Origin of the sequence: Nocardia sp. NPDC019395 (assembly GCF_040632335.1) — a bacterium.
GTDB lineage: Bacteria > Actinomycetota > Actinomycetes > Mycobacteriales > Mycobacteriaceae > Nocardia.
Genome location: NZ_JBEYBT010000006.1, coordinates 207,655 through 232,658, shown reverse-complemented (window position 1 = coordinate 232,658; position 25,004 = coordinate 207,655). Strand labels below are relative to the sequence as shown.

Genomic DNA, 25,004 nt, shown 5'->3' with positions numbered 1-25,004 from the left:
CGTGTTAACCTACCAAGCAATTGCTTGCTTAGCCAAGATGCTCGAGATGCGAGATGGGATACGCGATGGGGATCAACCGCCATACGGAATCCGCCGGTATCGCCGTGGTCACGGTCGACTATCCGCCGGTCAACGCCATACCCTCGGACGGCTGGTTCGCCCTCGCCGACGAGATCCGCGCCGCCGGGCGCGACCCGGAGATCCGGGTGGTGGTCCTGCGGGCCGAGAACCGCGGCTTCAACGCGGGTGTGGATATCAAGGAAATGCAGCGCACACCGGGCCACCAGGCGCTGATCGATGCCAACCACGGCTGCTTCGAAGCCTTCGCCGCCGTCTATGACTGCCCCGTACCGGTCATCGCCGCGGTCCAGGGCTTCTGCCTCGGCGGCGGAATAGGCCTGGTCGGCAATTCCGACATCATCATCGCTTCCGAAGACGCGACCTTCGGCCTGCCCGAGGTCGACCGCGGTGCGCTCGGCGCCGCCACCCACCTCGCGCGGCTGGTCCCCCAGCATCTGATGCGAGCTTTGTTCTTCACCGCGAGTGCAGCCACCGCGCAGCAGTTGCACCACTTCGGCTCGGTGCTGAAGGTGGTCCCCCGCGATGAACTCGACGCCGCCGCGCTCGAGGTCGCCAAGGACATCGCCGCCAAGGACGGGCGGGTCATCCGGGCCGCCAAACGCGCCCTCAACGGTATCGACGTACAGGACGTGCACCGCAGCTACCGGTTCGAACAAGGTTTCACCTTCGAACTGAACCTGTCCGGGGCATCCGACGAGATCCGCGAACGATTCGACGCCGACCTGGCGGCGCAGAAGGACAAGAACTGACATGGAACGGAAAACCATGCGAGACAAGCGGAAATCGCTCGACGATATCGTCGGCGAACTGCGTAGCGGAATGACCATCGGTATCGGCGGCTGGGGGTCGCGGCGTAAGCCGATGGCCCTGGTGCGCGCGCTGCTGCGGTCCGATGTCACCGACCTCACCGTGGTCACCTACGGCGGTCCGGACCTCGGCCTGCTGCTCTCGGCCGGCAAGGTCCGCAAGGCCTACTACGGCTTCGTATCCCTGGATTCGGCGCCGTTCTACGATCCCTGGTTCGCCAAGGCCCGCACCTCCGGGCAGATCGTCGCCCGGGAGATGGACGAGGGCATGCTCAAATGCGGCCTCGAGGCGGCCGCCGCGCGGCTGCCGTTCCTGCCGATCCGCGCCGGACTCGGCTCGGACGTCCCCAACTTCTGGGACGGCGAACTGACCACCGTCACCTCGCCGTATCCGGGCCCGGACGGCCGCGCCGAAACCCTGACCGCCATGCCGGCGCTGAACCTCGACGCGGCACTGGTGCATCTGAACATCGGCGACGCGCACGGCAATGCCGCCTACCAGGGCGTGGACCCCTATATGGACGACCTCTTCTGCCTGGCGGCCGAGAAGCGCTACCTGTCGGTCGAGCGGATCGTGGAAACCGAGGAACTGGTGAAATCGGTTCCCCCGCAGTCGCTGCTGCTCAACCGCATGATGGTCGACGCGGTGGCCGAGGCCCCGAACGGCGCCCATTTCACCCTCGGCGGTGAGAGCTACGGCCGGGACGAGAAGTTCCAGCGCCACTACGTCGAGGCCGCCGGGTCGCCGGAGACCTGGCAGACATTCGTCGACACCTACCTCAGCGGCTCCGAAGCCGATTACCAGGCCGCCGTCGCGCGATTCAAGGAGGAGCAGCGGTGACCAGCACCGAAACCAGCACCCGCGCCGAGGTCTGCGCGATCGCCTGCGCCGAAATCTTCCGAGACGCCGGGGAGATCTTCGCCAGCCCCATGACCCCGATGGCGCAACTCGGGGCGCGGCTGGCGAAACTCACCTTCGAACCGGATCTGCTGCTCTCCGACGGTGAGGCGTTCTTCCTCGCCGAAACCCCGCCGATCGGCGGGAAAGCCCCGGTAGAAGGCTGGATCCCGTTCCGCCGGGTCTTCGATGTGCTGGCCTCGGGCCGCCGCCATGTGGTGATGGGCGCCAACCAGATCGACCGCTTCGGCAACCAGAACCTTTCGGCCTTCGGCCCGCTGCAGCAGCCGACCCGGCAGATGTTCGGTGTCCGCGGAGCGCCCGGCAACACCATCAACCACCCGACCAGCTACTGGGTAGCGCGGCACAGCAAACGAGTGTTCAGCGAGAAGGTCGATATCGTCGCCGGCGTCGGCTACGACAAGGTCGATCCGGACAACCCCGCCTTCCGGTTCCACCACATCCACCGAGTGGTCAGCAACCTGGGCGTTTTCGATTTCAACGGGCCGGATCACACGATGCGCGCACTGAGCCTGCACCCTGGGGTCACCGCCGACGAGGTCGCCGAGAACACCTCGTTCGAGATCGCGGACCTGGCCACCGCCGCGCCGACCCGCCTGCCTTCCGACGAGGAACTGCGGATCATCCGCGAGGTCCTGGATCCCAAGAAGATCCGCGAGAAGGAGGTTCCGCAGTGACATCCCGGCTGCGGACCCCGCTGACCGAACTCGTCGGGATCGAACATCCCGTGGTGCAGACGGGTATGGGCTGGGTCGCGGGCCCGAGTCTGGTCTCGGCCACCTCCAACGCCGGCGGATTGGGCATTCTGGCCTCGGCCACCATGACCTACGACGAGCTGGAAACGGCGATCGCCAAAACCAAGGCGCAGACCGATAAACCGTTCGGCGTGAACATCCGCGCCGACGCGTCCGACGCCGGCGAGCGGATCGACCTGCTGATCCGCGAGAACGTGAAGGTCGCGTCCTTCGCCCTGGCGCCGAAGAAAGATCTCATCGCCAAGCTGAAAGACGCGGGCGTGGTGGTGGTCCCGTCCATCGGCGCGGCCAAACACGCGGTGAAGGTCGCCTCGTGGGGCGCTGACGCGGTGATCGTCCAAGGCGGTGAAGGCGGCGGCCACACCGGTCCGGTGGCAACCACCCTGCTGCTGCCGTCGGTACTGGACGCGGTGGATATCCCGGTGGTCGCGGCGGGCGGTTTCTACGACGGCCGTGGTCTGGCCGCCGCCCTCGCCTACGGCGCCGCGGGCGTCGCCATGGGCACCCGCTTCCTGCTCACCCAGGAGAGCAGCGTGCCCGATTCGGTGAAACAGGAATACCTGCGCCGCCCGCTCGGCCAGACCGTTGTCTCCACCAAGGTCGACGGTATGCCGCACCGGGTTCTCAACACCGAACTCGTGCAGAAGCTGGAGAACTCCGGACGCATCCGCGGGCTCTCCGCGGCGGTCGGGAACGCGGCCCGGTTCAAGAGCATGACCGGAATGAAATGGTCGACTCTGGTCAAGGACGGCCTGGCCATGCGCAAGGCCAAGGACCTCACCTGGTCACAGGTGATCATGGCGGCCAACACCCCCATGCTTCTCAAAGCCGGGCTGGTGGAGGGCAATACCGAAGCCGGTGTACTGGCGGCGGGCCAGGTCAGCGGAATCCTCGAGGATCTGCCGACCTGCCAGGAACTCATCGACCGAATCGTCGCCGACGCGGTGACCCGGATCGGCACCCTCGCCACCCTCCCCGAAGGAGCCGGATCGGCGAACTGAAACACCGGTCGAAGGCCGGTTTCACCCGAACGGGGTCTTCGGCCGGTCCTGCAGCTCGCCGTCGATGTATATATCGACCTTCTCGTTGTAGAAGCAGGCCAGCCCGGCGACCTTCTGGCTCTCCGGTGTCGGTGTGCGGTAGATCCACACCAGATCGGGGTATACGTTCCCGCCGACCTCGATGGACCAGTAATCGGCATTGCCCTTGTACGGGCAGCTGGTACGGGTATCCGACGGCCGCAGCAGGTCCATCCGGAGATCGGTGAGCGGTAGGTAGTAGCGGGCGGGCAGGCCCGTTTCGAACAGGATGCGCGGGGTCCGCGAATCCGCGACGGTGACCCCGCCGATCTCCACCCGCACGTGCCGGGAGCTCGCGAGGATATCGACGCGCGAGTACGGGTCGCGCGGGTGGACGTAGATCGGTTCGTCCTCCTCGAACCATTCGTCCATCGCGTTCCACTCCAGCCGCACCAGCTCGCTCAGCCGCGGTGAGTCCGGGTAGATCCGGGCCGCGCCGGGGGCGGTGGCGCCGTCGACCACCACGTCGTAACCGATTCCTTCCCCACGACGTTGCGAGGGGTGGGTAGTACCGTCCGGTTCGAGCTTCGCACGGAGATCGGCGGTCGGTATGTAGTAGGCCGGGTAGTAGGGGACCTCCCATACCAGCGCGGGCCGGGCGGTATCGGCGACCAACTGCCCACCGAAGTAGACCCGCACCCGCTTCTGACTCGTTTCGACCCGGACCTCGTCTCGCTGCTCCTCGGTCATATCTGCGACCCTACGCCCGGCAAACGCGGCCGGACCGGATCGATGCCGCCGCCGCGCTGACGCGAGCCGGGGAATCGCCGGCCTGAGATCGGTCCGGCCTCGGACGGGCGGCCGCTCGAGTCCGGGGCCGGACCCGCAGCTCACGGCCTGACCGCGCTCAGAAAGCCGAGCCGGAGAAGGGTGCGGCGCGGTCGCAGCGTACGGGTCGCGGATGCTGCGGGTCGAGGGCGTTGAGAACGAAATCGGCCGCTCGGCGTGACCCGGCTACGCCCGCGTGCTCCGTGTAATCGACCGGGCATCCTTCCTGAACCACGATATTGCGGACATTGCTCCCGCCCGGCGGTAGACCCGAGGCGTACGGAACGACAAGTTCGTCGTATCGCGTGGCGATATTGGTGTATTCGATCTCGGGAAGGTAGTGCCCGCCTGCTCTGATCGCCTGCATGAAAGGCGAATTGGGGTCCAATTCGCTACACGCGTGACAGATCGGGAAGTGCTCCGGTTTCATGCCGAGCCGCCGGGCGAGGTCGAAAACGATATCCGCGCCGGCCACAGTGGTGCCGTTCCACGCGGGGGCCAGCGAGACATACTTCCTGATCTTGTCTCGGCCACCGAGGTACTTGGCGTAGTACGCCGGCACCACCGTCCCCTGCGAATGACCCACGACGTCGACCCGTGACGCACCGGTCGCGGCGAGAACACCGTCGACGAAGGCGCCGAACTGGTGGGCACTGTCGGTCATATCCCCCATTCCCCCGACTGCCGTGGCCGGCCACGGCAGACCGGCCGGTGCGCCGTAAGTGACCGAGAATACGCAGTACCCCGCATTTTTCAGCAGGGGCACGTAGGCCCCCCAATTGGTCTGTTGCGACCCCCCGGTGCCGTGAGCCAGTACCACCGGATCGGGATGGGCCGGCGAAGGTACGCACCCGTAGTCGTTGGAACCGGGCAGCGAGCCCCCGGGATTCGCGAGCTCCGGTCCGATACCGGCGAAGAAGTTGAAATCCACCGGGAGTTCGTCACCGGACGCGGGGCCGGCTCCAGCGATAACCGCCAGCCCTGTCACCACCGCCCCGAAGACCGCCAACAGCTTCCTCATACGCGGAACCTAGCAAATGCTTGGTGTGCACAGGGTGATTTTTCGAACCTCCGGTCACAACCATCCGTGCCGGAAGAACAGTCGCCCACAATGCCCCTGCGCTCGGACGCAAAAAGAAGCAGGCCCCGCCGATGGGCGGGGCCTGCCGGGCGACCTCTTGTGAAGGTCTAGTCACCGACCGTGACCGCCTGCGCTTCCTCCACACTGTGCGGGGCGGGGTCATGGTCATCGATATGGGAGAGGGCGGATCGGCCTGCCAGCAGGACCACCACACCCAGGGCGGTACACACGGCGCCGACCCAGAACGGCAGCGAGATACTGGACTCACCCAGCTTTCCCGCCAGCCAGGGTGCCGCGGCGCCACCGGAGAACCGGACGAAACTGTAGGCCGCGGAGGCGGTGGAGCGCTCGACCGGCGCGGAGATCATGACGGCTTCGGTGATCAGCGTGTTGTTCACGCCCAGGAACAGTCCCGCCACGACAACCCCGGCGATCAGCACCGGCTTGTGTTCGGCGAACAGCGCCATCACCGCCAGGTCGGCGGCGAACAGGCCGACCGCGACCGCGATCATCGGCAGGGTGCCGAACCGCGCCTGCAGCTTCGGAGCGAGGAACACCGAAGAGACCGCGAGCAGGATGCCCCAGCCGCAGAAGATGAAGCCGATCGCGTAGGTGCCCATATCCAGCGGGAACGGGGTGTAGGCGAGCAGCGTGAAGAAACCGAAGTTGTACAGCAGCGCGGTCACGCTCACCACCAGCAGCCCGCGGTGCCGCAGCGCCTTGAAGGGCGCGGCCAGCGAGGTCGGTTTGGCGGCCCGCGGCCCGTCGGGGAGCAGCACGATGATGGCGACGAAGGCGATGGCCATCAGCACCGAGACACCGAAGAACGGTCCACGCCAGCTGATTCCGCCCAGCAGGCCACCGACCAGCGGTCCGGTGGCGATACCGATACCGAGTGCCGCCTCGTACAGGATGATCGCTTTCGCGACCCCACCGCTCGCGGCGCCGACGATCGTGGCGAGCGCGGTCGCGATGAACAGTGCGTTGCCCAGACCCCAGCCGGCCCGGAAGCCGACGATCTGGCCGACCGAGTTCGAGAGTCCTGCCGCCGCGGCGAAGATGATGATCAGCGTGAGCCCGGCCAACAGTGTCTTCTTGGCACCGAAGCGGCTGGAGACGACACCGGTGACGAGCATGGCCACGCCGGTGACGAGCATATAGCTGGTGAACAGCAGCGATACCTGCGATGGGGACGCGTTGAGCTGTTCACCGATGGGTTTGAGGATCGGATCGACCAGGCCGATGCCCATGAACGCGATAACGCTGGCGAAGGCGACCGCCCAGACGGCCTTCGGCTGCCCGGTCGATGTGCTGGCCGGCTCGGCGGCCGTCCTGGTAGTGGTGCTCATCGATGCTTCCTCGGTTACGTGGGGTTCCCGGTCGATTCCCGGATCGCCGCCAGTAGTTCCCGCAGATCGGCGGCGAGTCCGGTCAGGCGTTCGGCGTCGAATCCGGGTAGCGGGCTCGACAGCGCCTCACGCATGGCCGCACGGGAGGCGGCGAGCCGGGAAAGCCCGGCCGGGGTGAGTGCTACGACGACTGCGCGGGAATCGTCCGGGTCACGGCGCCGGGAGGCGTAGCCCTCCCCGACCAGCCGGGCGATGAGCGCGGTCGCCGTCGGTTGCGACGTGCGATCGATACGCGCGAATTCGCTGATGCGCAGCGAACCGTGTTCTTCGAGTACTGCCAGTGCGCGCACCGTGGCGCGTGGCAGGTCGTCGACGCTGAGCGTTCCCGCCGCGCGCGTGAGCCGACCCGCGGTGACCAGCAGATCGACGACGGTGTCGTCCACATCGGTCACCGGGCTCGGCTGCACCCAAATATTATTACATAGGCTAACTATCTATTTCCAGCCCTGCCGGTGGGATGCCCGCCACATGCCGCAACTGAGCGAGGAAGGTCGCCCGGTCGTCACCCCGGACCATGTAGTGACAGGCAGCGAGACGAACGATCGCCGCGGCGGCAATATCGGCGTTCTCCCCCTCGATCATGGGACGGATGAGGTCACGCATGGAGGGCATCACACGAGCCAGTTCGGCCAGCACATGGTCCGGCTCCACATCGACCAGCCGCGCCAGCGAATACGACTCCTGATGATCGACCATGTAGCGCAGGGCCGCGTCCAGCCGGGCAGCCCCGTCCAGCCCCTGGGTCGCGGCCGCGAACGAATCCTGAGTGTTCTGCTGCTCGTAGCGGCCGAAGGCGGCGAGCAGTTCCTCCTTCGAGGAGAAGAACCGGTACAGCGTCGGGCGCGAGATCTTCGCTGTCGCGGCGACATCGGACAGGTTCAGTTTGCTGTGCCCGTGCCGGCTCAGCACCTCGAAGGTCGCCCGCAGGATCCGCGTCCGGGTCGATCCGTTCGAGCCCTCTTCCAATGCCATTTACATCCTTTACACATTTTGTAAGTTATGTAACACTCAACGGTACCGCTCGACCGGTCCGTCAGCATCTTTCCACTGGTCAGCCGCGATATTCCAGTCGCGCGCCGGCCACCAGCCAGCCGCTCCGGACAGCTCGATGCGGCACGTACCATTCAGCTCTAGCTGCATCGAGGTGAGTCCGATGACGGACACCTGCGTTTCGGGCGACGAGATCGATTTCGACCCGTTCTCCGAGGAATTCTTTCGCGATCCGCACGATATCTACCGGCGCCTACGCGCGGAGGCACCGGTCCATTTCAATCCCACACACGGGCTGTGGTCCCTGTCCCGCTACGCCGATGTCGCACCCGGCATGAAGGATTTCGCAACCTTCTCCTCCGCCGAAGGCATCACCCTGGATATGGTCTTGGACCCGGAGCACACCAAACCCTCCGTACCGATGATCATCATGATGGACCCACCCGACCACACCAGAATGCGCAACCTGGTGCGAAAGGTGTTCACCCCACGCGCGATCGCGGAGCTGGAACCGATGATCCGGGAGATCATCCACACCTTCGTCCGGCAGTTGCCCACCGGCGCATTCGATATGGTGGCGGACTTCTCCACCCACTTCCCCATCGAGGTGATCAGCTCCATGCTCGGCGTACCCGCCGAAGACCGGGCCTGGCTGCGCGAATTGCACGCCGTACCACTGGAACGCCGGCCCGGGGAAACCGGTATGCGCCCGGAAGCGCGGCAGGCGATAGAGGAGGCCGGCCGCTACCACTACGAGCTGATATTGGAGCGCCGGGCACGCCCCCGCGACGATATGATCAGCCGCCTCATCGAAGCCGAGGTGGACCGCGGCGACGGAGTTTCCACCAAACTCACCGATATCGAAATCGCCGGATTCATCTCACTTCTGGGCGGTGCGGGCGCCGAAACCGTCGCGAAACTCATCGGCACCGCGACAGTGCTCTTCGCCGACCACCCCGAACAATGGCAGTCCATGCGCGCCGACCGCTCGAAGATCCCCGGCGCCTTCGAAGAAGTACTCCGCTACGACGGGCCGGTGCAATACGACCTGCGCTACACCCTGCGCGACGTCCACCTGCACGACCGCACCATCCCCCAGGGCAGCCACGTCCTGATGCTGCTGGCCTCGGCCACCCGCGACGAGAACGCCTTCCACAACGCCGGCCGCTTCGATATCGACCGCCCCCATTCCGGCCACAACCTCGGCTTCGGCTACGGCATCCACAGCTGCCTCGGCGCCGCCCTGGCCCGCCTGGAAGGCCGGATCGCCCTCGACGCCCTCCTCGACGTCATGCCCGAGTTCACCGTCGACCGCACCGGCCTCCGCCGCGCCACAACAACGAATGTCGCCGGTTGGACGAACGTCCCCGTCCAGATCACCTGAATAGCCCCGCCAGTCCGTCCGCATCGGACCCACCTCCGTTTCCCGCATGCGACCGGTCCACTTTGGCGGTTCGGGGCCCGTCTCGTTCTGGAGCGACCAGAGCGAAGGAGCGCAGCGACTGAGCGCCGGGAGTGAAGAACGAGACCAAGGGGGCCCCGAACCCCGCGACGCCGCAGGCGGCGCCAAAAACTCAGCTCAGACGTTCGATAATCGTCGCGTTCGCCGTCCCCCCACCCTCACAAATGGTGAGCAACCCATAACGCCCGTCGACCCGCTCCAACTCGTTGAGCAACGTCGCGAACAGCTTCGCCCCCGTCGCACCGAGCGGATGCCCCAGCGCGATCGCCCCGCCGTTCACATTGACCTTCTCCGGATCGGCCCCGGTCTCCTTCAACCAGGCCAGGACGACAGGTGCGAACGCCTCGTTGATCTCGACCACGTCGATATCGTCGATGCTCAGGCCCGCCTTTTCCAGCGCCCATTTGGTCGCGGGGATCGGCGCCGTGAGCATGTACAGCGGATCAGCGCCGCGGGCACTGACATTGATGATCCGGGCACGCGGCGTCAGACCGTATTCCTGGACCGCCCAGTCCGAAGCCAGCAGCGTGGCGCTGGCCCCGTCCGAGATCTGTGAGGCGACAGCGGCAGTCAGCGGGCTGCCCTCTTCCAGCGCCGGCAGCGAGGCCATCTTCTCCAGGCTGGTTTCCCGTGGCCCCTGGTCGATCCGGAAATCGCCCACCGGGACGATCTCTTTGTCGAATCGGCCGTTTTCGATTGCGGCGCGGGCACGTTCGTGGCTGCGCAGCGCCCAGCGCTCCATATCCTCGCGGCTGATCCCCCACTTCTCGGCGATCATCTGGGCACCGCGGAACTGGGATACCTCGCCGGTGCCGTATCGGGTGTCCCAGCCCTTCGAACCGACGAACGGGGAGTCGAATCCGTATTCCTTGCCCGCCAGCATGGCCGCGGAGATCGGGATGGCGCTCATATTCTGCACACCGCCGGCAACGATTATCTCCGCCGTACCGCTCATGATCGCCTGTGCGCCGAAGTTGATCGCCTGCTGGCTGGATCCGCACTGCCGGTCGACGGTGACCCCGGGGACTTCTTCCGGATATCCGGCGGCCAGCCACGCGGTCCGCCCGATGTTCCCGGCCTGCGGGCCGACATTGTCGACACAGCCGACGATCACATCGTCGACGTGCGCCGGATCGACCGGGTTGCGCGACAGCAGCCCCTGCAGTGCGGTCGCCCCGAGGTCGGCCGGATGTACCTCCGCCAGCGCGCCACCGCGCTTGCCGACCGGGGTGCGCACCGCGTCGATCACGTACGCCTCACGTAGCGGTGCGTAGGGGCGGCGGGCAGCTGTAGCCATGGGTTGTCTCCTAATCGGTGTGGCCCGGCACGGTGAGCCCGTCGAGCACGATGGTGAGGTATTGCTTTGCGAGAGTGTCGACGGTGACCGATCCGCCTCCCGGCTGGTACCAGCGGACCGCCACCCAGACGGTGTCGCGCAGGAAGCGGTAGGCAAGGTCGATATCGAGTTCGGCGCGGAAACTGCCGTCGGAGACGCCGTTGGTGAGCACGCGACGCCACAGGTCCTTGAATTCGCGGTTGTAGTCGCCGATGTAGGCGAACCGTTCGGACGAACTCAACCGTTTGGCTTCGGACTGGTAGATGGCGACCGCGGCATGGGAGCGGTCGAACGATTCGTAGGAGGCCAGCACCAGGGCCTCCAGGGTGGCGCGGGCGCTCAGGCCGGCGGTGACGATCTCGCGGTAGCGGCCGAAGAGGTCGTCCAGGAATCCGCGCAGGATCTCGTCCACCATCCCCTCTTTCGAGGAGAAATGGTGGTAGAGGCTGCCGGAGAGGATGCCTGCCGCGTCGGCGATATCTCGTACCGTGGTGGCGCGCACGCCCCGCTCGGCGAACAGGTCGGCCGCCAAGTCGAGGAGTTCGTTTCGCCGGGCCGATTTCGAGGGGTCGGGTGCGGTCACCCCGCCATAATACAACCAAGCATTTGCTTGGGTCCATGGTGACCGGATATGAAACGAGCCCGGCGATTCCGGCTCCCCCCTCTAATCGGAGCCGGACCCGCCGGGCCCGAATCTCGAAAGAAATGCCCTCGGCACTACTTTCCGATCAGTTGGACGCGCGCTACCCGGGCCCGGTTCCGCCCGCCCCGGCATTCGACCGGTATAGCGATACGGCTCACACCGCCGTGCCGGGAGCGCCGGCCGATCGATCCCGGTCGGATACGAGGTGGATCCGTCGGCCGCCGGTATATTCCGGCTCATGACGACGCCTTTCCCGCAGTGGCAGTGGGGTTCACCGCACAGCCCGCTGTCCAAGGTGGCGGACAGGTTCGCCGCCACGAAAGCAGGCTCGTGGGTGATCCGCGCACTGACGCCGCTGGATCGCCGGTTGCTGGAACGGACAGGCGCCAAGTACACGGTGCTGGGTCCGGTCGGAGTACCCCTGATCCTGCTCACCACCACCGGCCGTAGATCAGGACAGCCGCGCACCCAGCCGCTGCTGTATGTGCACGGCGGCGACACCCTGTACGTGATCGGCAGTAATTTCGGGCAGACCCGGCACCCGGCCTGGAGCGCCAACCTGCTCGCCGAGCCCCGGGCGACCGTCGCCATCGCGGGCGAGCGAATCCCCGTAACCGCCGCGCTGGTCGAGGGACCGGCGAAAGAGGAGATCTTCCAGCGTTTCGTCGACCTGGTGAGCGCGTATTCCGCCTACCGCGGGCGAACCACCCGCGATCTGCGCATCTTCGCACTCACCAAGGCCTGAGCCGGCCGCTTACGCGCGCTGGCTGCTGATCGAGACCACCTCACCGGTGAGATACGTGGTGTAGTCGCTGGCGAGCATCGCGATGGTGGCCGCGACTTCCCACGGCTCGGCCGCCCGGCCGAATGCCTCGCGTTCGGAGAGACTGTCGAGCAGTTCGGTGGAACTGGTCTTGTCCAGGAAGGCATGGCGGGCGATACTCGGCGACACCGCGTTGATGCGGACCCCCAGTTCGGCCGCTTCCACGGCGCTGCACCTGGTCAGCGCCATAACCCCGGCCTTCGCCGCGGCATAGTGGGCCTGACCGTACTGGGCGCGCCAGCCGAGCACACTGGCGTTGTTGATGATCGCCCCACCGTGTTCCGCGGTCCGGAAGTAGTTCAGGGCGGCGCGGGTGCAGCGGAATGTGCCGTTGAGCGTGATGTCCAGGACACGGTCCCACTGTTCGTCGGTCATATCGACCACCGGCGTCTCACCGCCGAGCCCGGCGTTGTTGACGAAGATATCGACACCGCCCAGCGCGGCAGCGGATCCGCGCACCAGTTCGTCGACCTGTTCGGTGCTGGTGACATCGCAGACGATCGCGTGCACCTTGCGATCGGCGAACTCACCGGACAGTTCGGCCCGGGTGGCCTCGAGGCGCCGTTCGTGCCAGTCCGATACCACCACATCGGCGCCTTCGGACAGCAGCCTGCGGGCCGTGGCGGATCCGATCCCGGTTCCGGCGGCCGCGGTGACCACGGCGCGGCGTCCGGTGAGCAGTCCGTGGCCGGGAGTCTGCTGCGGGGCGACCGACAGCGGGCCGCTCACTGCCGGGCCTCACGGGGGAGTCCGAGCACCCGCTCGGAGATGATGTTGCGCTGCACTTCGTTCGAACCTCCGTAGATCGTATCGGCGCGGGTGAACAGGTACAGCCGCTGCCATTCGTCGAGATCGCCGTCGGCGGCGACCAGGCCGGCGGCACCGCGCACCGCCATGGCGAGTTCACCGAGACCACGATGCCAATCGGCCCAGAGCAGTTTGCCCACCGAAGCCTGCCCACCGTCGTCGGCGGTCTCGGCCATCGTGCGCACGGCATGTGCGCGCAGCACCCGCAGGCCGACCCACGCCCGGTCGACCTTGTCGGCCAGCAGCGGGTCGTCGAGCGCACCCGAGTTGCGGGCGAGCTCCTCGATGGCCGCCAGTTCGCGGGCGAAGCGGATCTGCTGCCCGAGCGTGGAGATCCCGCGTTCGACATTGAGGGTGCCCATGGCGACCCGCCAGCCGTCACCGGGTTCACCGACGACGAGATCGGCCTCGGTGCGGGCATTGTCGAAGAACACCTCGTTGAATTCGGAGGTTCCGGTGAGCTGCACGATGGGCCGGACCTCGATACCCGGCTGGTCCATCGGAACCAGCAGGTAGGACAGCCCTTTGTGACGCTTCGAACCGGGTTCGGTGCGGCATACCGCGAAACACCAGTCCGCCACGTGGGCCAGGGAGGTCCAGATCTTCTGCCCGTTGATCGACCATTGGTCGCCCTCGAGCCGGGCCGAGGTCGACACCGCGGCCAGATCGGATCCGGCGCCGGGTTCGGAGTAGCCCTGGCACCACAGTTCGGTGACCGTGCGGATACCCGGCAGGAACCGGTCGCGCTGCGCGTCGGTGCCGAAGGCCAGCAGGGTCGGTCCGAGTAGTTCCTCACCCACATGGGAGACGCGGGCCGGCGCGTTCGCCTTGGCGTATTCCTCGTGGAAGATGATCTGCTGATCGACGCTCGCCGCGCGGCCCCCGTATTCGACGGGCCAGCCGAGGCAGGTCCAGCCCGCGGCGGCCAGGGCGCGGTCCCATTCCAGGCGTTCGTCGAATGCCTCGTGTTCACGGCCCGGTCCCCCGAGTCCGCGCAGCTCCCGGAACTCGCCGTTGAGCTGTTCGTCGAGCCAGCCGCGGACCTGCGCGGCGAATTCGGCGTCACTCATCGCGGCGACACTGGTCCGCTCGACGGCGATACGCGGCTCGGCGACACGCGTCCCGGCGGCCGGTTCGGCTGATTGCCGCCCGCCGTCGCGACCGGTACCGGATTCTGAGGTCTGGATAGCACCCACGACGGTAGGATAACCTACCAAGCACTTGCTTTGTAGACTCCGCTCCGAGACCGCGCGCACCGCACACGGCCGCACGATATGAGGACACGCGTGACAACCCCTGCGCACATACCGCCGGTGGCACAGACCACCCCCGCGGCACTGCATGCCGCCGCCCAGACCTTCGGCACCGCGCCCGCGCTGGCCGACGGGCCCGTCCGGCTCGATTGGACCGAACTACTCGAACAGGTCCAGGACGTAGCGCGGGCCCTGCTGGCCCGCGGTATCCAGGTCGGCGACCGCGTGGCGATCTGGTCGCCCAACACCTGGCACTGGGTGGTCGCCGCGCTGGGCGCGCACTACGCCGGGGCGACACTGGTCCCGCTCAACACCCGTTATGTCGCGGACGAAGTGGTCGATGTGCTGCGCCGGGTCGACGCCAAGGCGCTCTTCATCGCCGGCACATTCCTGAAGCGCGACCGCCTCGCCGAATTGCGCGCGGCCGCGCCGGACCTGCGGATCGACACTGTCGTGGTACTCCCGGTCGAAGGCCCGCAGGATCGGCCCGAAGACGCCCTGAACTGGTCCGATCTCGCCGTAACCGGTGCGTCGGTACCCCGTGAGCAAGCCCGGGAGCGCGCCGAATCGATCACCGGTGACGATCTGTCCGACATCCTGTTCACCTCGGGCACCACCGGCCGCAGCAAGGGTGTACTCATCGCGCACCGGCAGACCCTCTCCGCCGTCCGCGGGTGGGCCGAATGCGCGACCCTGGACAGTGCCGACAACTACCTGATCGTGAACCCGTTCTTCCACAGCTTCGGCTACAAGGCGGGCATCGTCGCCTGCCTGCTGACCGGGGCGACCATGGTGCCGCAGATCGTTTTCGATGTGCCGACCACCATGCGCCTGATCGATCAGGAGAAGATCAACGTACTGCCCGGGCCGCCCACCATCTACCAGACCATTCTGGATTTCCCGGACCGCGGCGAATTCGATCTGAGCAGTCTGCGCGTCGCGATCACCGGCGCGGCGCAGGTACCCGTCGTGCTGGTCGAGCGGATGCGCGCGGAACTGGATTTCGATGTGGTGCTCACCGCCTACGGTCTCTCCGAGTCCACCGGCTTCGGCACCATGTGCCGGGTCGACGACGACGCCGAAACCATCGCCGGGACCAGCGGCCGCCCCATGGCCGGATTCGAACTGAAGTTGAGCGATGCGGGGGAAGTGCTGCTGCGCGGACCCAATGTGATGCTCGGTTATCTCGACGATCCGGAGAGCACCGCGGAAACCGTCGACGCCGACGGATGGCTGCACACCGGCGATATCGGGGTGGTCGACGAACGCGGCTATCTGAAGATCACCGACCGGCTGAAGGATATGTACGTCAGCGGTGGATTCAACGTCTATCCCGCTGAGATAGAACAGACCCTCGCCCGGCTCGACGGTGTCGCCGTATCCGCGGTGATCGGGGTCCCCGATGCCCGGATGGGTGAGGTCGGTAAGGCTTTCGTCGTCCGTAAACCGGGCGTATCGCTCACCGAGGACCAGGTGTTCTCCTATGCCACCAAAACGCTGGCCAATTTCAAGGTGCCGCGTTTCGTCGAGTTCCGTGACGAGCTGCCCTACAACGCCGCCGGCAAGGTTCTCAAACGCCAGCTACGTGAGGAGAATTCGTAATGGCCGACAATACCGCCGACAGCACGGGTGCGGACGGGAGCATTCCGTACGAGCCCGATGTGGTGACTTATGAGCGCCGGGGCGCCATCGCGGTCGTCACGCTGAACCGGCCGGATTACCGGAACGCGCAGAACTCCGTGATGACCTATGCGATCGACGCCGCGTTCGAGCGCGCGGTGGCAGACCCCGAGGTCAAGGTTATCGTGCTGGCGGGTAACGGGAAACATTTCAGCGCCGGGCACGATCTGGGTACCCCGGGCCGCGACCATCACGTGAAATACCCGAACAAGGCCGTTCTGTGGTGGGACCATGTGGACCGCCCCGGCGGCGATCAGCGCTACTCCCGGGAGATGGAGGTCTACCTGGGGATGTGCCGCCGCTGGCGCGAGATCCCCAAACCGACCATCGCCATGGTGCAGGGCGCCTGCATCGCGGGCGGGCTCATGCTGGCCTGGGTCTGCGATCTGATCATCGCCTCCGACGATGCGTTCTTCTCCGATCCCGTGGTGCGCATGGGCATTCCGGGAGTCGAATACTTCGCGCATCCGTGGGTTATGGGTCCACGCGCCGCCAAGGAATTCCTGTACACCGGTGACCGTTTCGGCGCCGCACAGGCCAAGGAATGGGGCATGGTCAACCGGGTGGTTCCGCGCGCGGAACTGGAAACCGAAACCATGGAACTGGCCGAGAAGATCTCGGCGATGCCGCAATTCGGCCTGGCGCTGACCAAAAAAGCGGTCAACCAGTCCGAAGACCTGATGGGTATGCGCACGGGGATGGATTCGGTTTTCGGCCTGCATCATTTCGCCCATGCGCACAACGCCGAGGTCGGCGCCGATTCCCTCGGCGGTATGAACGCCAAATCCATGAAAGCGCAGGCAAGTTCGGCCGACGCGAAATCGAACGACGGGAAAGCCTAGATGGATCTCGATCTCGACGACAGCACCCGGGAATTCCAGCGGGAGGTCCGTGAGTTCCTGGCCGCGAATGTGCCGTCCGAACCACTGCCCTCGATGGATACCGACGCCGGGTTCGAAGCCCATCGGGAATGGGAACGCACACTGGCCGACGCCCGGCTTTCGGTGGTCTCCTGGCCCCGGGAATTCGGCGGACGCGATGCCTCCCTGCTGGAATGGGTGCTGTTCGAACAGGAGTACTACGCGGCGGGCGCACCGGGCCGGGTGAGCCAGAACGGTATCTTCCTGCTCGCGCCCACATTGTTCGAACACGGCACACCCGAACAGCTGGAACGGATCATGCCGCGGATGGCGCGTGGCGACGATATCTGGGCGCAGGCCTGGTCCGAGCCCGAAGCGGGCAGCGATCTGGCCGGTATCCGGTCCACCGCGCGCCGCGCCGACGGCGGCTGGGTGCTGAGCGGCCAGAAGACCTGGAGTTCGCGGGCGGCGTTCGCGGACTGGGCCTTCGGCCTGTTCCGCAGCGACCCCGAAGCCGAGCGGCACCGCGGTCTCACCTATCTGATGTTCCCGCTCACTGCCGAAGGCGTGACCGTCCGGCCGATCCCGCAACTGGACGGTGAACCCGGCTTCGCGGAGATCTTCCTCGACGATGTCTTCGTCCCGGACAGCGATGTGATCGGCGCCCCGAACGAAGGCTGGCGGGTCGCGATGAGCACCTCCAGCAACGAACGCGGCCTCTCACTGCGCAGCCCCGGCCGGTTCAGCGCGACCGCCCAGCGGCTCATCGACCTGTGGACCGGAACCGGTGACACCGGCACCGCCGCCCGCGACGCCGTGGTGGACGCCTGGATCGGCAGCGAGGCCTACCGCCTGCACACCTTCGGCACCGTCACCCGGCTGAACGAGGGCGGCAAACTCGGCGCTGAATCCTCCATCACCAAGGTGTTCTGGTCCGAACTCGATATCTCGATGCACGAGACCGCACTCGACCTGCTGGGCGCCGAGGCCGAGCAGGCGAGCCGCTGGACCGACGGCTACCTGTTCTCGCTGTCCGGCCCGATCTACGCCGGTACCAACGAAATCCAACGCAATATCATCGCCGAGCGGCTCCTCGGCCTACCCAGGGGAGGCGGACGATGAAATTCGCGCTCAGCCCGGAGCATCTGGACTTCGGGGCAAGTATTCGCAAACTGTTCGAGTCCGGTTCGACCCCGATCGCGGTGCGCGCGTGGAGCGCCGACGATCCCGCACCGGGTCGCGCGCTGCTCGAGCAGCTGGCCGCGGCCGGAGCACTCGGTCTGACCATCACCGAGGAGTTCGGTGGCCTGGGCGCCGAACCACTTGACCAGCTGGTCGCGTTCGTCGAGGTGGGCCGGGCCGCGGCGCCCGGACCGCTGGTGGAATCGGCGGCCGCGATACCCGCGCTCCTCCAATCGCTGGCCGCCACCGACCCCGGACCGGCGAGCCGGTGGCTGCCGGGTATCGCGGAAGGAACACTGTCGGCCACCATCGGGTTCGCCGGACGCGGTGGTCGCGCGATCGCCGTGGACGCCGACCGGGTCGATCTCGTACTGCTGGCCGAGGGCGAACGCCTGAGCACGGGCCGTGTGGCCGAACAGGTGCGCTCGGTCGATCCGGCCCGGCGGCTGTTCGTGATCGAGCCGGACGAACTGATCGCCGAGGGACCCCAGGTGGCCGAAGCCGCCACCACCGGTTTCGATTTCGGCGCCCTCGCCAACGCCGCGCAGTTGCTCGGCGCGGGTAAGGCGCTGCTCGACGCGTCGACCGAGTACGTCAAACAGCGCAAACAGTTCGGCCGCCCGATCGGTGAGTTCCAGGCGATCAAGCAGAAACTGGCCGATGTCTTCATCGGTCTCGACCTCGCCGAACCACTGCTGTACCGGGCGGCGCTGACCGCGGCGGCCGCCAATCGCTCCCGCGATATCTCCGCCGCGGCCGTGGCCTGCGCCGACGCCGCCTACCGCGCGGCCCGTACCGCGTTGCAGGTACACGGCGCCATCGGCTACACCGCCGAATACGACTTGTCGTTGTGGCTGACCAGGGTCACCGCCCTGCGTAGCGCCTGGGGTACCCCGGACCTGCACCGCGGCCGGGTGGCCGACGCATTGCGCACCGGACCCGCGACGGATCCGTCGGGCGCGCTCACCTGACAACAGAATCTGGGCAGCGGCCGATGCCGGACGGATGCGCTGCCCCGGAATCCGTCCGGCGATAAACGGGAGAAGAGATGATCAGCGAGGAACAGCAGGAGCTGGTGTCGGCGGTCCGCGGACTGCTGGCCAAACGCGATGCCCGGGCGGGTATCCGGCAGGCCATGGACACCGACCTGGGTTACGACCCGCAGCTGTGGGCGCAGCTTTGCGAGCAGGTCGGGGTGGCCGCGCTGGCGATTCCCGAGGAGTACGGCGGCTTCGGCGCCGGCCTGGTCGAATCCCTGCTGGTCGTCGGTGAACTCGGCCGGACCCTCGCCGATGTTCCGATGCTCGGCTCGGCGGTGCTGGGCGCGCAGGCGGTGCTGCTGTCCGGCGACAGCGATGCCTGCGCCCGCCTGCTGCCCGGTATCGCCGAGGGCAGCAGCACCCTCGCCCTCGGCTGGGCCGCCGCCTCGGGCTGGGACGAATTCGGTGTCCGTGCCGACGGGGAAACCCTCGACGGCACCGCACACTACGTACTCGACGGCACCATCGCCGACACGCTGATCGTGGTCACCGAGGCCGGGCTGTTCGAAGTCGACCCGTCCGCGGCCGGTGTGGAACGCCGGAAGACGGCGGCCATGGACCCGTCCCGCGCACTGTCCGAAATCACCTTCACGGGCGCACCCGCCCGGCGTCTCGGCACCGCCGACGCGGGCCCGGCCATCGAACGCCTCCGGCAGATCGCCTGGGCCGCACTCGCGAACGAGCAGGTCGGTGCCGCGGAGCACTGCCTCGCGGCCACGGTCGAATACACCAAATCGCGGGTACAGTTCGGCCGCGTCATCGGCAGTTTCCAGGCCCTCAAACACCGGATGGCCGATATGTACGTCCTCGCCGAATCCGCGAAATCGACCGCCCTGGCCGCCGCCTTCGCCCTCGCCGAGAACAGGGATTCGGCCGCCGAAGATGTCTGGGTCGCCCGCAACCAGTGCTCCGAGGCGTTCTCCACGATCGCCGCCGAAACCATCCAGCTACACGGCGGTATCGCCATCACCTGGGAACACGACGCCCACCTCTACTTCAAACGCGCCCACGGCGACGCCCACCTCTTCGGCACCCCGAAACGACCCGTGGCCCAGGGCTGACCGATACCGTCGTCAGTCCTGCGTCACAGCAGGCCTCGACCGACCTGCCGCAGGATCGTTGTGGCAGGAGTAGAAATCCTCGGCCAGCGCCGCATTCGTCTCCTCGGAGTCCCAGTCGGTGTCGAGATCGAGCGCACCCCTGAGAGATCCCCACCCGGTTCGGGCCGCCGAGTTGTTTGCCATTTCGGGCCTCCTGAACTGAGGAACGGGCACAGCTGCGCGGAATTCACAGATCGAGCCTGCCCGATCGCGGGAACTCGCTGCGCCCATGGTCGCCGGCCACGGGCAACCGTGGGACAAGGTACGGCAGCTTCGGACATCCAGGGCAGAAAACTCATTGCACGGCCGACGGCACGGTGGCAATGTGTGGACAACAGCGAGTCGTGAGGGAGGTGGAGAACGTGACAGTCGGTCGGATTGTCGTGCCGTGGCCGGTCGTGCCGGTCGCCGGCCTGTTCTCCACCCCGAATCTCCCTCGCTGAACCCGGTCGGGTTCGGCGCCCGACGAAAGAATCTCTCATCATGGTCGATTACGACCTGCTCATCCCCTACGGCTGGACCGACTCCCTGGCCGAGGATTATCTGCCGCATATCGATCCCGGATTCGTTCCGGCCCGGATCGTGCGGATGGACCGCGGCGAATGCGATGTGGTCACCCCGTCCGGCCCGGCCCGTGCCATCTGCCCGCGGTCGGATTCCGAGGTCAGTGGGCTGTGCACCGGCGACTGGGTATCACTCGACGCACGATCGAATGTGCGGGCGCTGCTGCCGCGCCGCTCGGTGATCGCCCGCTCGTCCGTCTCGGGTCGCTCCGAGAGCCAGGTACTCGCCGCCAATGTCGACATCGTGCTGATCTGCACAGCCGCCGACGGCGATGTGGATCTTGGGCGTATCGAGCGAATGCTCGCCCTGGTCTGGGAGGGTAGCGCCCAGCCGGTCGTCGTCCTGACCAAGGCCGACGCCGCGGAGCACCTGCCACTCGACGAGGTCCGCGCGGTTGCCCCGGGTGCGACGGTACTGGCCGTCAGCGCGGAAACCGGCGCCGGTCTCGACGTGCTGACTGCCGTACTCGACGGCACCGTCGCACTGCTCGGGCCGTCCGGCGCCGGCAAATCCACACTGGCCAACGCCCTGCTGGGCGCGGAGGTGTTCGCCACGAATCAGGTGCGCGGCACCGACAAGAAGGGCCGGCACACCACGGTGCACCGGGAACTCCGCCCGCTCCCGGGCGGCGGCACACTCATCGACACCCCCGGCCTCCGCGGCGTGGGTGTGTGGGATGCCGCCGAAGGTATCGGCCGGACCTTCCGCGATATCGAGGAGCTGGCCCGCGATTGCCGCTTCGACGATTGCGCACACGACCGCGAACCGGGTTGCGCGGTCCGCGCAGCCGTCGATTCCGGCATCCTCACCCCACGCCGCCTGCACAGTTACCGCAAACTGGCCCGGGAGAACGCGTGGCTGCAGGCCCGCACCGATAAGCGGCTGCAGGCCGAGCGCGCCCAAGTCTGGCGCGGAATCGCCAAACAGCAGCGTCGCATGTACCGGGAACGCGGCACCCGCTGAACCGGAATAGCTGGTAGCGACCGCCCAGGGCAGTGGCGCGAGAGTCACTCCCCGTGGCCACCGCCCTGGGCGGGCTTGCCTCGCTGTGAGCCGTTTCGACCGGCTTACGATCACCCACCCTCGAAGCGTGGAAGAGCACCGCCGAGGCGTACGCGGATCCGGCAGTCGCCGTAGACGCCTCGGATCTGCATTACTTCGACGACCCCGAGGTCGTACCGGCCCCACGGACGGACGCATGAGCCGGGCGGGTCAGCGGATGCGCATGATGCCGGTGATGGTGCCCTGCCAGAGTTCGCCGTTCGTCGTTGTCAGGCCGGCCATCTGCAGAGTGTCGGCGACGATCGTGGCCGACATCGGTTGTTTTTCGGTGATATCACCGGTGGCGGGGTCGATAACGCCGTAGGCGTAGCCGTCCAGGGGTGTGGTCAGGCCGAGGCCGAGCCGGAGAACGGTGTAGATATTGCCGTCGGCGGCGGACAGCTTCGGTACGGCGGCGCTGCGGACATTGTTTTCCCATACGGTGTGACAGCCCTGATCGTCGATATCGACCCGCGTCATGCCGCCGGAGAACGGCGCAATGGCGGGTTCGGCGGGGCCCGCGTCGTCGGGCACCGTCGGGTACGGGTAGCCGTAGGTGCTCGCCACGAACACCGAGCGGCCGATACCGATGGGAGAATTCTCGCTGCCGGGGCCGCCTTCGGTGAGCACCGGTTGGTTACAGACGAGTTCGCCGGTGCCGGCGCGGTAGACCAGCAGATGGACCTGGTTGTCGGCGTTGTCGACGATCGTGAGGTACTCGGTGCCGTCGCCGGGCCCGAAGTAGGTCGGCGTAGAACCGGTGCCCCAGCTGAGCTGGCCCGGTTTCCGGGCCGGGCCGCGATCGTAGGAAGCGCGCCATTTCACTTGCGGCGCACCGGATCCACCCGCGGCGAATTCGTACAGTGCGTGGGTGGTCGCGACGGCCACGCCGTCCGGTGACGCCGAAATACTGTTGGCCACTCGCTCCCCGGCCGGCAGCCGGTGGGTGGTCACCGCACCGCCGCGCCCGACCTTGCCGACCAGTCCCGCCCCGGTGGCGAACCAGACATTGCCCGACCAGTCCGGTACGAGACCGGTTACCGCGTCACCCTCCGGTATCGCCGCGGTCAGGTCGGTGTTCTCCGCAACCGCCAGATTCCATTTGCCCGCCCCGTCGCGGGCGTGGGCGATCCGCAGCAACCGCCGCTCCCCGTCGACGACCACCAGGCGGTTCTCGTTGTCCAGATAGGCGTACACGCCGCCGAGCAGGCTGCCTTTGGTGAGACTCAGTTTCGCGGCCGGTGGGCCGATAGGCCCCTTCGCGGGGTCGAACAGATAGACGGTGGGCGCGCGGTCGGCAATTGCCGTGCACAGGGCGACGACCATATCGTCCGAGCCCTGGAGGATGGTCGGGCAGGCGGCCGCCAGCGGATCACCGGATGGTGCCACCCAGCCCGTACCGGGCCCGGCCAGCGGAGTCACATCCGAGGATCCGGCGTCACCGTGCATGGTCGCGGTGCCGAGCGGCCCGAGGTGCGGGTTCGCCGGACCTACCGGGCCCCAGCCGGTTTGGGCACTCGACGGAATCGAGGTCAGCGCGAGCGCGGCGGCGAGCACCGGCAGCAGCCGGCAGGCGGAGCGGGCAATTCGCATGCCGGCATATTATTGGAACTTGTTCCAGTTCGGACCGAATCGGGCCGGGCACATCGGTATATCACCCGGCCCGGGAAGTCCCCCTGGTAACAGCCGAGCGGCGCGCCGGTCGTCATGAGACTGACGAAGCACACGGCCCGAACGTCCGCCACCACCGGTGAACTACTCGGGGACGTCGAGAACTCCCTCGTCGACGGCCCATTTGATGGTCTTCTGCAAACGTTCACAGGTATCCGGGCGACCCGGACCGTACCCCTTGGCGCTGAGTTCGGCGAATACCGGACATTGCGTCGCGGGGTTCCCGGTCCATTGCACCGAGGTCTGCCGGGAGCTGCTCTTACGAACCAGCACCTCGGTATGGCAGGCCTGACACCGCAGCGGTGTCAGGCCCTCCTCCAGGTACCGTTCGCGGTCCACGACCGTCTGGGCCCGCACCTCGGCCCGCCGCGCGGGCTGGTCGGCGAAGTCGGGTGCTTTCGCCCAGCTGGGCATGTCAGACTCCTGCCTCCGCTTGGTCGGCGGACGCCTCGGCAGCCGCCTCTTCCTCGCGTTTGCGCCGCAGGTTGTCCTCGACCTCGGCTTCCCAGGCCTCGTTCGCCTTGGTCGTATCGACCTCGAACTCGAAACGCTGGGTCATCTTGTCGGTCACGTCCGCGACGTCGACGTAGAACTGGTCGTACCAGCGTCGCAGCTGGTAGACGGGCCCGTCTTCCTCGCAGAGCAGCGGATTCTCGACCTTGGACTTGTGTTTCCAGATCTCCACGTCCTGCAGGAAACCGTCGCCGAAGAAATCGGCCATGGTCTGCGCGAGATTCTGCGCGGTCTCGTCGTCGAGGCCCTTCGGCTTCTCGACGGTCAGGCCCCACTGCAGCATGAACGAATCCTGCGACACCGGATAGTGGCAGTTGATCAGGTTGATCGTGATCTCGTAGCCGCCGTAGCTGTTGACCAGCGGGTTGATCATATAGGAGGGCCCGAAGTACGAAGCCTCCGATTTCAACAGCTGATCACCGGCGTACTTGGCGCCCAGCCCCACGTCGGGACGACCCTTGGTCTCCAGGAACTGAGTGGCGACATGCCCCTCGAAAACATTCTTGAAGAACGTGGGGAACGCGTAGTGGATATAGAAGAAGTGCGCCATATCCACGACGTTGTCGATGATCTCGCGGCAATTCGCGCCTTCGATCAGCAGCTGGTTCCAGGTCCACTGCGTCCAGCCGCTGTCGAGTTCCTCCACCGGATTGCCGTCGGCATCGGTATAGGGGCCCTCGATATACGGGATCGTCACCTCGGGCGGCGGCTCGTTGCGCTCGTGGTCGTGCCAGACGAAGAGCTGACCGTTGCGTTCCAGGGTGGTCCAGCGCCGGGTCTTGGCCAGTGGCGGCACTCGCCGGGCGTACGGAATGGACGTGCATTTGCCGCTCGCGCCCCAGCGCCAATCGTGGAACGGGCAGGCGATATCGTCGCCCTTCACCTCGCCCATGCTGAGGTCACCGCCCATATGGCGGCAGTACGCGTCGAGTACGTGCAGTTCGTCGGCGCTGTCGGCCCAGATCACGAGTTTGGTACCGAAGGCCTGGACCGAGTGCGGTTTGCCGTCTCGGAAGTTCTGCGCCAGGCCCAGGCAATGCCATCCGCGCGCGTACCGGTCGGGGGTCGATCCGACGTCGAGCTCCCGTACCTTGCCCCCACCGCTTGCCGGGGTTACTGCCATCGCGATTCCTCCTCCTGC

Annotated in this window: 24 protein-coding genes; 12 read left to right on the top strand and 12 right to left on the bottom strand. The window is 66.8% G+C overall.

Annotated features, from left to right (window positions below; all coding sequences use genetic code 11):
- Positions 1 to 65: 65 nt before the first annotated feature.
- From ABZ827_RS18170 to ABZ827_RS18155, 4 genes are read left to right on the top strand one after another with little or no spacing between them, the layout of a single operon-like run.
- Positions 66 to 830: an enoyl-CoA hydratase family protein gene (locus tag ABZ827_RS18170; protein ID WP_357238007.1), complete on the top strand. Its 765-nt coding sequence runs from the start codon at positions 66 to 68 to the stop codon at positions 828 to 830.
- Positions 831 to 846: 16 nt separating this feature from the next.
- Positions 847 to 1,728: a CoA-transferase gene (locus tag ABZ827_RS18165; protein ID WP_357238006.1), complete on the top strand. Its 882-nt coding sequence runs from the start codon at positions 847 to 849 to the stop codon at positions 1,726 to 1,728.
- Positions 1,725 to 2,483 (top strand): CoA-transferase, encoded by a 759-nt coding sequence (locus ABZ827_RS18160; protein ID WP_357237926.1) that lies wholly within the window; start codon positions 1,725 to 1,727, stop codon positions 2,481 to 2,483. Before ABZ827_RS18165 ends, ABZ827_RS18160 begins: the two co-directional genes overlap by 4 nt.
- On the top strand, positions 2,480 to 3,562 hold the full coding sequence (locus tag ABZ827_RS18155) for a nitronate monooxygenase (RefSeq protein ID WP_357237925.1): 1,083 nt from the start codon (positions 2,480 to 2,482) through the stop codon (positions 3,560 to 3,562). Before ABZ827_RS18160 ends, ABZ827_RS18155 begins: the two co-directional genes overlap by 4 nt.
- A gap of 21 nt (positions 3,563 to 3,583) precedes the next feature.
- Here the strand turns inward: ABZ827_RS18155 and ABZ827_RS18150 are convergent, their stop codons facing one another.
- The 5 genes from ABZ827_RS18150 to ABZ827_RS18130 form a co-directional block, all read right to left on the bottom strand.
- A complete protein-coding gene (locus tag ABZ827_RS18150; protein ID WP_357237924.1) occupies positions 3,584 to 4,330 on the bottom strand; it encodes a DUF427 domain-containing protein in 747 nt (248 codons plus the stop codon).
- Positions 4,331 to 4,487: 157 nt separating this feature from the next.
- Complete coding sequence (locus ABZ827_RS18145; protein WP_357237923.1) at positions 4,488 to 5,429, bottom strand: alpha/beta fold hydrolase; 942 nt, start codon at positions 5,427 to 5,429, stop codon at positions 4,488 to 4,490.
- Between the two features lie 167 nt (positions 5,430 to 5,596).
- Complete coding sequence (locus ABZ827_RS18140) at positions 5,597 to 6,838, bottom strand: MFS transporter (protein ID WP_357237922.1); 1,242 nt, start codon at positions 6,836 to 6,838, stop codon at positions 5,597 to 5,599.
- A 14-nt stretch (positions 6,839 to 6,852) separates the two neighbouring features.
- Complete coding sequence (locus tag ABZ827_RS18135; RefSeq protein ID WP_357237921.1) at positions 6,853 to 7,305, bottom strand: MarR family transcriptional regulator; 453 nt, start codon at positions 7,303 to 7,305, stop codon at positions 6,853 to 6,855.
- Positions 7,306 to 7,324: 19 nt separating this feature from the next.
- Entirely contained in the window at positions 7,325 to 7,870 is a 546-nt protein-coding gene (locus ABZ827_RS18130) for a helix-turn-helix domain-containing protein (RefSeq protein ID WP_357237920.1), read from the bottom strand.
- A gap of 181 nt (positions 7,871 to 8,051) precedes the next feature.
- Here ABZ827_RS18130 and ABZ827_RS18125 point away from each other — a divergent pair, with 181 nt between their 5' ends.
- Positions 8,052 to 9,272, top strand: coding sequence for a cytochrome P450 (locus ABZ827_RS18125; protein ID WP_357237919.1), 1,221 nt, complete (start codon positions 8,052 to 8,054; stop codon positions 9,270 to 9,272).
- Positions 9,273 to 9,462: 190 nt separating this feature from the next.
- Here ABZ827_RS18125 and ABZ827_RS18120 read toward each other — a convergent pair whose 3' ends face one another.
- Positions 9,463 to 10,647: an acetyl-CoA C-acetyltransferase gene (locus tag ABZ827_RS18120; protein ID WP_357237918.1), complete on the bottom strand. Its 1,185-nt coding sequence runs from the start codon at positions 10,645 to 10,647 to the stop codon at positions 9,463 to 9,465.
- A 10-nt stretch (positions 10,648 to 10,657) separates the two neighbouring features.
- Entirely contained in the window at positions 10,658 to 11,269 is a 612-nt protein-coding gene (locus ABZ827_RS18115) for a TetR/AcrR family transcriptional regulator (RefSeq protein ID WP_357237917.1), read from the bottom strand.
- Positions 11,270 to 11,567: 298 nt separating this feature from the next.
- Between ABZ827_RS18115 and ABZ827_RS18110 the strand changes: the two genes are divergently transcribed.
- Positions 11,568 to 12,074: a nitroreductase/quinone reductase family protein gene (locus ABZ827_RS18110; protein ID WP_357237916.1), complete on the top strand. Its 507-nt coding sequence runs from the start codon at positions 11,568 to 11,570 to the stop codon at positions 12,072 to 12,074.
- Positions 12,075 to 12,083: 9 nt separating this feature from the next.
- On the opposite strand, the gene ABZ827_RS18105 is transcribed toward ABZ827_RS18110, so the two are convergent.
- On the bottom strand, positions 12,084 to 12,881 hold the full coding sequence (locus tag ABZ827_RS18105) for an SDR family oxidoreductase (protein ID WP_357237915.1): 798 nt from the start codon (positions 12,879 to 12,881) through the stop codon (positions 12,084 to 12,086).
- A complete protein-coding gene (locus tag ABZ827_RS18100; protein ID WP_357238005.1) occupies positions 12,878 to 14,029 on the bottom strand; it encodes an acyl-CoA dehydrogenase family protein in 1,152 nt (383 codons plus the stop codon). The genes ABZ827_RS18105 and ABZ827_RS18100 overlap by 4 nt, the downstream gene beginning before the upstream one ends.
- Before the next feature lie 216 nt (positions 14,030 to 14,245).
- On the opposite strand from ABZ827_RS18100, the gene ABZ827_RS18095 reads away from it, so the two are divergent.
- From ABZ827_RS18095 to rsgA, 6 genes are all read left to right on the top strand, one after another.
- The gene (locus tag ABZ827_RS18095) at positions 14,246 to 15,814 is read left to right on the top strand and encodes a FadD3 family acyl-CoA ligase (RefSeq protein ID WP_357237914.1); all 1,569 of its coding nucleotides are present in this window, start codon (positions 14,246 to 14,248) and stop codon (positions 15,812 to 15,814) included.
- Positions 15,814 to 16,734: an enoyl-CoA hydratase gene (locus ABZ827_RS18090; protein ID WP_357237913.1), complete on the top strand. Its 921-nt coding sequence runs from the start codon at positions 15,814 to 15,816 to the stop codon at positions 16,732 to 16,734. Before ABZ827_RS18095 ends, ABZ827_RS18090 begins: the two co-directional genes overlap by 1 nt.
- Positions 16,735 to 17,874, top strand: a complete 1,140-nt coding sequence (locus ABZ827_RS18085; RefSeq protein ID WP_357237912.1) for an acyl-CoA dehydrogenase family protein — start codon at positions 16,735 to 16,737, stop codon at positions 17,872 to 17,874.
- Positions 17,871 to 18,905, top strand: a complete 1,035-nt coding sequence (locus tag ABZ827_RS18080) for an acyl-CoA dehydrogenase family protein (protein ID WP_357237911.1) — start codon at positions 17,871 to 17,873, stop codon at positions 18,903 to 18,905. Before ABZ827_RS18085 ends, ABZ827_RS18080 begins: the two co-directional genes overlap by 4 nt.
- 77 nt (positions 18,906 to 18,982) lie before the next feature.
- Positions 18,983 to 20,035, top strand: a complete 1,053-nt coding sequence (locus tag ABZ827_RS18075; RefSeq protein ID WP_357237910.1) for an acyl-CoA dehydrogenase family protein — start codon at positions 18,983 to 18,985, stop codon at positions 20,033 to 20,035.
- Positions 20,036 to 20,557: 522 nt separating this feature from the next.
- Positions 20,558 to 21,601, top strand: a complete 1,044-nt coding sequence (rsgA, locus tag ABZ827_RS18070) for a ribosome small subunit-dependent GTPase A (RefSeq protein ID WP_357237909.1) — start codon at positions 20,558 to 20,560, stop codon at positions 21,599 to 21,601.
- A 249-nt stretch (positions 21,602 to 21,850) separates the two neighbouring features.
- Here rsgA and ABZ827_RS18065 read toward each other — a convergent pair whose 3' ends face one another.
- The 3 genes from ABZ827_RS18065 to ABZ827_RS18055 form a co-directional block, all read right to left on the bottom strand.
- The gene (locus ABZ827_RS18065) at positions 21,851 to 23,272 is read right to left on the bottom strand and encodes a hypothetical protein (protein WP_357237908.1); all 1,422 of its coding nucleotides are present in this window, start codon (positions 23,270 to 23,272) and stop codon (positions 21,851 to 21,853) included.
- Positions 23,273 to 23,434: 162 nt separating this feature from the next.
- Positions 23,435 to 23,764, bottom strand: coding sequence for a hypothetical protein (locus ABZ827_RS18060; RefSeq protein WP_357237907.1), 330 nt, complete (start codon positions 23,762 to 23,764; stop codon positions 23,435 to 23,437).
- Between the two features lies 1 nt (position 23,765).
- Complete coding sequence (locus ABZ827_RS18055; protein WP_357237906.1) at positions 23,766 to 24,986, bottom strand: Rieske 2Fe-2S domain-containing protein; 1,221 nt, start codon at positions 24,984 to 24,986, stop codon at positions 23,766 to 23,768.
- Positions 24,987 to 25,004 lie beyond the last annotated feature (18 nt).